The sequence below is a fragment of the Brachyspira innocens ATCC 29796 genome (genome assembly GCF_000384655.1).
Taxonomy (GTDB): Bacteria; Spirochaetota; Brachyspiria; order Brachyspirales; family Brachyspiraceae; genus Brachyspira; species Brachyspira innocens.
The window spans coordinates 1-8,321 of sequence record NZ_ARQI01000051.1; the positions used below are offsets into that span (position 1 = coordinate 1).

Genomic DNA, 8,321 nt, shown 5'->3' on the forward strand with positions numbered 1-8,321 from the left:
GATCCATATCCTCAAAATACAGTTTCAAGAGAGGTCGCTATGTTATCTGCTATGACAGGAGAACCTGAAATAATATTACAAAATATGGAAATAACTGATTGGGTAATTTGTCAAGCAAAATTAAATGAACTTATAAATAATTCTATTTCTAATACTGACACCGAAGGTGGACAGTCGTCAGAAAAGGATAATAAAAAAAAATGATGAATATGTTGAAGAAGATTATATAGATATTATAAATATATTTAGAACTTTAATACTTGAAGTTATGATAATGTCTAAAGGTTTAAGTTATGATAATTTGATTAATATGACAATAAAAGAATTTTTAAAATGGCATAAAGAAAGTTTAAGAATTTATAAAGTAATAAAAGGAATATTTTAATTTAAGGAAAAGAGAGCCGAGCCAGCCCCACAGGGGCACAGACGTGTGAATAAGTTTACTTATTCACTTCTTTAAGGCGAGGCGAACATAGCAACAATGAGTAATATAACAGCTGGCGTTTTAATAAAATTAAAAGATCAATTCTCTTCTGGTATTGATAAGGCTTCCAATAAAGTTAATTCTTTTCAGAGTAAAATGCAGGGAGCTTTTTCAGCGATAGGTGCCTACTCGGCAAAAATAGATGGGATATTAAACTCTACAGCAAGTAATTTAGCTACTTTAGGAGTTTCTATAGGTGTAGGTGCTACAATTAATAAAATGATAGCATTTGAAGATAGGATAAATAAAATAGGTACTGTTGCAAAAATGAATGCCAAAGATATAGAAACTGCAAAAAGACAAATGGAGGGTTTAAGTGAAGCTATATATAAAGCAGCTATGCAGTCAGATGTAAAAATAGATGCCAATGAAATTATTGATGCTATGGATCAAATAATGGAAAAAACAGGTGATATGGATTTTGCAAGAGCTAATATAGATAATATAGCAAAATCTATAAGGGCATTTAATGCTACAGGAACAGATATAGGCTCATTACTTTCGGAATTTTCTAAATTAGGATATACATCTGAAGAAACATCAAAGCTGCTTGATGAATTATATTCTCAAGGAAATAAGGGGGCTTTTGTAGCTAAAGATTTCGCATCTTTAGGAGCTTCTATAATTTCGGCTTATTCTGTAATAGGTACTGCTCCAGAAGACATAAAAAATGTTGGGGCTTCAATGCAAGTTTTAAGACAGGCAGTTGGATCATCTGATGAAGCTGTTACAAGGCTTGAAGCAGTAATGTCTGAACTTGCTAATCCAGAAACTCAATATGCTTTAGAACAATTAGGGGCATCATTAGGAAAAGATTTCTCTGTAACAGATTCAAATGGAAAAATGAAGGATTTAAATACTATTATGATGCAGATAGTAAATGCTCAGAAAGAATTAGGTAATGGTTGGGGTGCTTTGAGAGAGAATAAAGTATTTGGTTCAGATATGGTTTATGAAGCTTTAAATGCTTATAAAAATTATGGTTCAAGTTTAGAAAAGTATTTAGATTTAGAAGATGCAAAAGGTATGAGAGATAAAGCAGCAGCAGAGAATGCTAAAAGTTTGGCAGCTAATATTCAAAACTTGCAGACAGCTTTTGATTCTTTTGCAAATAAAAACGTAGCACCATATTTAGAAAAAGTTACAGGAATATTAAATAATTTTGCTAAAAATCCTGAAAGATTTGATGCCGTATTCAAAGTTATAGCAGCTGGATTTGGAATATTTATGACAGCAAAATTGGTATCAGGGGTTGCTAATACAATTAGTTCAATAAACAGTTTGAAAAATATGGCAAAAGGCAATATATCATCTACGCTGCAAGCGGACAGTCGTCATATACAAGGAACAGGAACTCCTATTCCTGTTTTTGTTACAAATATGGGACAGTTTTTTTCAAATGGAAATAATTCTAACACATTCAAAGCAGGTCAGTCATCTTCAAATATACCAAATATCAATAATGGAAAAATGACTTGGAAAAGTTTAGGAAAAACAGCAGGTGCAGGTGCTATGGGTGCTGCTGTTACTGCTATACCAATGGCTATAAGCGGATTTATGGCTGCTAATGATCCTTCACTTTCAAAAAAAGAACAAAATAAAATGAAAGGTGAGGCTGTTGGAGGAGCCGTTGGAAGTATTGCGGGTACAGCTATAGGAGCTAGTGCTGGAGCTGCTACTTCCGCTGCTATAGGTGCTGCTATAGGTTCAGTTGTTCCTGGACTCGGCACAGCTATAGGAGCTTTAGTAGGTGCTGGTGTTGGTATTGCTGGAGGATATTTAGGAAGCAAACTTGGCGGAAAAATTGGAGAAAGTTTGACTAAAGAAGATACTTTAGAAAAAACTATTACTGCTAATAATATACAAAATAACAATGCTCAGGTTGAAATGAAAGGGGCTGCTAATATTGGAGTAGATATAAAATTGACAGATGAAAGAACTTATTATAAAGCTACTCCATACAATAATAACATACCAAATATAAATATACAAACAGGAAATATTAATGAAATAAGGAATATGGCTTATTAAATGGAAAATACTAGCAATTTGAAATATCCTAGCTCTTCATCTTGGAGAGAGGCTTATGAAATACAAAGCCTTGTAAAATATGAAGCTCCTAATATAGAAGCTGTTTATTTCTTATATGATAATATAAATATTTCAGGCGGACAGTCTTTAGATAATTCAAGTTATCCTAATTTTGGGTATTGGAGTAATACTTCAATTAATGAATCTGTTAATAAAATAAGAGTATCTGGTTTTTTAAGAGATGAAGAATATTTAAATAAAAAAATAGATTTAATAAATGCTTTTAAGATAAAAACAGATGATGAAAATCCAGCTTTTATTTTTTTACCTCTTTATCCTAGATTAAAAGTAACTTTAGAAAACTGGTCTATAGATGAAAAAGCGAATGAAAATGGTCAATGTAAAATAGAACTTAATTTTAATCTATGTGCTGAGACGAGTGTCCGCCTTTGGCGTAGAAAAAATGATGAAAATTATAATTTTCTTAATATAGAAGATGCTAAAAACAATGTTCAGGAAATAGCTAATAAAAATCTTGAAAAGAAATTAGAGAATAATTTTAATTATGATACTTTTTTATCAGGTATAAATAATGTATCAAGTAAACTTTCAAATGTTATTGGAATGATACAAGGAAAAGCAGATTATATTAATGATATGGCAAGGGCTATAAATACAATATCTTCTACAATCGCCCAAGGAATTAGAACTCCTTCAGTTTTCGCTGATGCTTTACAGAATGTTGTATCTTCAATAGTTAATGGAATAATAGATATAAAACAGTCTGTAAATGAAACTGCTGAAAGCTCAAAATCATTGATTAACAGCATACTTCCAATAGAAAATGCAAAAAATAATGAAAAAAAAGTTTTACTTCAGTTTCTTAATTTTTATAATTATGATACTACAAAAGATACAATTTCTTTTAATGAAATGAATACTGCAAAAGAAAGTGATAATTTTATTAAAATAATTGCAGTTACTGCTGTTGCTAGTATTATAATTCAAATAGATGATAGTAAAGAAAAAATAAAAAATTATTTAGAACTATATGACAAATTAAATGATTCTATAAATAAAGATGATCATGAACTTAATAATGCTTTAATAGACTTAAAAATATCTGTTATAGAAGAATTGAAAATAAAAGAATTAAAGAAATTAAGAAAAATTAAGTTCAATAAGAATATGACATTATTAAATGCAGAGCATTTTTTGAACTCATACAATTTGAGAGATTTTAATTTTATAGAAGATAGTTTTGTACTTCCTAAAGAAATATTTTATGTTTAAGAAAAAGTGAGCCGAGCCAGCCCCACAGGGGCACAGACGTGTGAATAAGTTTACTTATTCACTTCTTTGCCGAAGGCACGCAAAGCGAAGGCGAGGCAAACATAGCAAATAGGAGTATTATTAAAATGCATATTAAAGTTTATGCTGGAAAAAATAAGAGATTAATTAATTATAATTCAATTATTATAAAAAAGAGTATTGATGAAATATGTAATACTGCTGATATAGTATGTCCTTTAAGTGAATTAAAAAAAGTAGAAAAACATGACAGGATAATAATAAAGGCTGTTATGTGGAATAATGATGAGAGGAATGTAACAACTACTTTAGTTGATGACATTAGTGCTGTATTAAATAATAATCAAAAGCAGATGACTATACATTCACGTTCCTATGCAAGAGATATAATAGATTCTACAGATTCAGGAAGAATTGAAGGCGGTACATTAGTAGAAGTAGTGAGAAAAATAGCACAGAAATATAATTCTAATATAGCAGTATCACATTATCCTACTGATATTGATAAATCACCAACTATAAAATCTTTTACTTGGGAAAATGAAAGTGTTTGGCAGAAACTTCTTACTATAGCAGAAAATAATGGATATGCAATAGCTTCAAATCAACAGTCTGGTTTGTATGTTTGGGATAAAAAACAATATTTATCAAGTATCCCAAATCATAGTTTAAAAGAAAATTGGAATATAAAATCTGCAGTTTTGGATAAAAAAGGATATGAACAATTTAATTGTTATAGGATAAAAGGAAATTATGGAGTTGGAGAAAAGTTTGATTATAAATGTAATACAAAAAGAGTATTTACTCTATTTTTTACAGATGAAAATATATCTCAACAAGAACTTTTAAATAGAGCTGAATCAGAATTAAAAAGAAGAAAATCAGATGAACTAAATATCAATGTGTATGGCTGGGGACTTCCTGAAAAAGAAATAGAAAAATTACAAATAAGAAATAAAAGTGAACAGGAAGTATTTTATGAACCTAATCAATTAATAAAAGTAAATATTCCTTCTTTTGGAATAGATAACTATAAAGTAATAAAAAGTGTTGAGCTTATTCTTAATAATGAAGAGTATTCATCTAATATAATTTTAGTAGACAAAGGAGCTAAAAATGAATATTAATAATTTTATTTCTTCTATATCTTCTAAAATAGCAAATATTATAACTATTTCAAAATTTATAAAAAGAAATAATGATGATACTATTCAAGTAAAATCTTCTTATGATAAAACAATAGAAAAAAAAGAATTATTTCCTTATGGATTTATTGCAAAAGCTAAAGAAGGAGAAGTAATTATTTTATCTAAAGGCGGTAATTTTGACAGCTCTCAAATATTGCCTATTTTATCGAGTGATAAAGCCCCTGAAATCAAAGAAGGAGATACATGTATATATAATGAAAAAATATCAATAATTATAAATGAGGATATGATAAAAATAGGAGGAGATGATTTCGGCGGACTTATAAAAATAGAAGAATTAAAAAAAGAATTGGAAAAAAATAATCAAATACTTCAAGCTATATTAAATATATGTCTTGGAGCTCCTATACCAGAAGCTGGAAATGGAGCAAACTCTGCTTTTCAGCTTGCTTTAAGTGCTGCTTTAGCTGGAAAAACAATTGCTAATTTTAGTAATATAGAAAATACAAAAATAGTGCATGGAGCCAATAATTGAAATGTTAGAAATAGATCTAAACAAATATAATAATATAGAATATCTTGTTTCTATGAGCATTTATTCCAATAAAAATAAATGGTGGGCAGACAATGATTTTGGAAGCGATTTATTTGCCAAAAAAGATAAATTAAGCAAAGAAACTCAAAATGAAGTAAAAAGAATAATAACTGATTCTCTTGAATGGATAGTTGAAGATGGACTTGCAAAAGATATAAAAGTTGATACTGAAATAGAAAATAAAAGCAGATTAAATTATTCTGTTTTAGTCAGAAAGCCTGATAATAATACAGAAATTATAAAAGGAGTATGGAATAATGAATGAATCTTTAGAACAATTAAAAGCAAAAATATTAAATCAATATTACAGTGAATTAAATCCGCTTGAAAATACTCCTAAATATAATTTAGTAAAAGTAATAGCAAATGTAGAAGCTGGTATTCAATATTCTCTTTTGGGTGATATAGAGTTTTTAAAAAAACAAATCTTTCCTGATACAGCAGAAAAGGATTTTTTAAGAGCTCATTGGGCTGATAGAGTACCGCCTCTATATGCTGAGGTGGCAAGCGGAAGTATTTTAATAGAAGGAATACCAGGAGTTTCAATACCAGCAGGATGTGTTTTTTCATCAAATATTGGTAATACTTATTTTAATTCTAAATCATATATAATTGAAAATGATGGAAGTATTGAAATTGAAGTGCAGGCTCAAAATGCAGGAAGCAGCTATAATTTAAAAAAAGGCTCAAAATTATCTCTTACTTCTAACTTAATTTCTAATGTAAGCAGTGAAGCGGTGGTAAAAAAAGATATAGAAGGCGGTACAGATGGAGAAACTGATGAAAACTATTTACTTAGAGTATTAAATTATGTAAAAAGCAGTTTAAATGGTAAATCAGGAGATTTTGCGGCTTGGGCTTTAAATGCTTCAAGTGAGGTATCTAAGGCTTGGGAGTTTAAAAACTTTAATATCTTTGGGGCTTTACTTATAGTAGTTCTTGGAGGTAATTCTGAAACAGGTTTCTATAAAATATCAAATATAGAAAGAATACAAACATATATAGAAAATGTTGCTCCTCCAATTATTTTTACAGTAAAAGCACTTGATTTGATTTATATTAATTTAACTATAGATTTATTACCTCTTGAAGATACTATGATAAATAGAAAATATTGTGAGAATACTATAAAAGAATATTTTTTAGAGAAAGCTAAACCTGATATGTTTATTAATACAAGTACATTAAGAGATTTAATTGTAGATGGAGTTAGTATTTCTAATGCTTCAGTAACTATAGAAGATGGTGATAAATATATTAGTCAATTACAATTTCCAGTTTTAGGAAGTATATTATGGGTTTAATAGCATCAAAAGAACAATATTTTGAAGCAGTGAAAAGTCTTTACCCTGAAGGACTATTTTTTGAAAGACAATTTGAAAATAAAGATTCTGATATATATAAACTTGTTAAAGTACAATCAGAAATTATTTATAATTTTAAAAAAGAGTTGAATAAACTTTGGCTTGAATCAAGACTTGAAACTTGTACAGAAGATACTATAGAAGATTATGAAAGAATATTATCTGGTATATTAAGACCAGATCTAACTTTAGAAGAAAGAAAAACTATTCTATTGGTACAGAATAAAAATAAATTAAATATAGATTCATTAAATACAATAATAAATAAATATTATTCATCTAATATTATAAAAATAGATGAAAAAATTAAGCCTTCTGTTTTTGGTTTTAGCAGATTTGGTAATGATAGGATTTTTAATTATAGAGCTTTCTGTATAATAATGATTTATTTAACCATAGAAGATCCTTCTAAAAAACAAGAATTAGAAAAATTCTTAGACACTATATTTATGGCTAATAAAATTATTATATATAATTATATACTTCCTAGTATAGAAGAAATAACTGTTGATTATATTAATAAAATAATAAAAAATTATATATCTGGATGTACTGTACAGAAAATAGAAAAAGATTTTGAACAAAGTTTATTCGCTCATAGTAAATTTGGAAGAACTAGAATATTTAATTATATGCATTCAAATTCTATTATTATATATGTTACATTAGCAGGAAAAAGAAAACGAGCTTTATTTGAAGATATTTTCTATACAATATTTAGTATAAACACAGATAAAACTATATTTTTTGTATATGTTATTCCAGCTGAAATAGATTTAAATGACTTAAACAAAAATATTGAAAAATATGATGCTCATATATTAAAATCTTTTAATTATTTTGAATCCAGTGAACTTGGAGATTTGAAAACTGGACAAATAAGGATATTAAATTATATAAATCATAGAACTATTATTTTTTATGTACAATTAAATAACCAAAATCAAAAAGATAATTTTGAAAGCTATATTAGATCAATTTATCCAGAAAATATAGTATTTTTTGAATATATAAATTAAGGAGTTAAATTATGTCAGGATTATATCCAGTAGATCAAGATATTAATATTTTTGGTGAAATAATAAAGTTTCCTTCTATGGGAAGCGATGGGAAGTTTACAAATGGAGATTTTACAGATCCCAAAAAACCAGCTTCTTTTATTCCTGCCGAAACTATAAATCTTATAATAGATAATTTAAATAATTTAATAAAGTATTGTGGTTTAGAACCTAATAATACAAGCGAAACACAATTAAAAGAAGCTATTGATAAATTAATTTTAAATAAATCATGTCCAATAGGATCAACATACATACAATTTGCTGAAGATGATGGAACTTTTGATGCAAGCAAATCTCCAGAAAAACTTTTTGGAGGTACTTGGCAAT

The 8,321-nt window shown here is 27.9% G+C and carries 9 protein-coding genes and 1 pseudogene; all 10 read left to right on the top strand.

What is annotated here, in order from left to right; translation table 11 throughout:
* Nucleotides 1-204: hypothetical protein (locus F811_RS16665; RefSeq protein WP_033425189.1), on the top strand; the 204-nt coding region annotated here is incomplete at its 5' end.
* The gene (locus F811_RS0100995; RefSeq protein ID WP_020003445.1) at nt 167-385 is read left to right on the top strand and encodes a hypothetical protein; all 219 of its coding nucleotides are present in this window, start codon (nt 167-169) and stop codon (nt 383-385) included. The genes F811_RS16665 and F811_RS0100995, both read left to right, overlap by 38 nt.
* A 96-nt stretch (nt 386-481) precedes the next feature.
* Nucleotides 482-2,515, top strand: a complete 2,034-nt coding sequence (locus F811_RS0101000) for a phage tail tape measure protein (protein WP_020003446.1) — start codon at nt 482-484, stop codon at nt 2,513-2,515.
* Entirely contained in the window at nt 2,516-3,808 is a 1,293-nt protein-coding gene (locus F811_RS0101005) for a hypothetical protein (protein WP_020003447.1), read from the top strand.
* Nucleotides 3,809-3,933: 125 nt separating this feature from the next.
* Nucleotides 3,934-4,953, top strand: a complete 1,020-nt coding sequence (locus F811_RS0101010; protein WP_020003448.1) for a hypothetical protein — start codon at nt 3,934-3,936, stop codon at nt 4,951-4,953.
* Entirely contained in the window at nt 4,943-5,509 is a 567-nt protein-coding gene (locus F811_RS0101015; RefSeq protein WP_020003449.1) for a hypothetical protein, read from the top strand. Before F811_RS0101010 ends, F811_RS0101015 begins: the two co-directional genes overlap by 11 nt.
* A gap of 1 nt (nt 5,510) precedes the next feature.
* Nucleotides 5,511-5,834 (top strand): phage GP46 family protein, encoded by a 324-nt coding sequence (locus tag F811_RS0101020; protein WP_020003450.1) that lies wholly within the window; start codon nt 5,511-5,513, stop codon nt 5,832-5,834.
* The gene (locus F811_RS0101025; protein WP_020003451.1) at nt 5,827-6,873 is read left to right on the top strand and encodes a baseplate J/gp47 family protein; all 1,047 of its coding nucleotides are present in this window, start codon (nt 5,827-5,829) and stop codon (nt 6,871-6,873) included. The genes F811_RS0101020 and F811_RS0101025 overlap by 8 nt, the downstream gene beginning before the upstream one ends.
* Nucleotides 6,864-7,952 (top strand): DUF2313 domain-containing protein, encoded by a 1,089-nt coding sequence (locus tag F811_RS0101030; RefSeq protein WP_020003452.1) that lies wholly within the window; start codon nt 6,864-6,866, stop codon nt 7,950-7,952. Before F811_RS0101025 ends, F811_RS0101030 begins: the two co-directional genes overlap by 10 nt.
* Nucleotides 7,953-7,963: 11 nt before the next feature.
* A pseudogene (locus F811_RS0101035) lies at nt 7,964-8,321 on the top strand (phage tail protein); the annotation flags it as partial.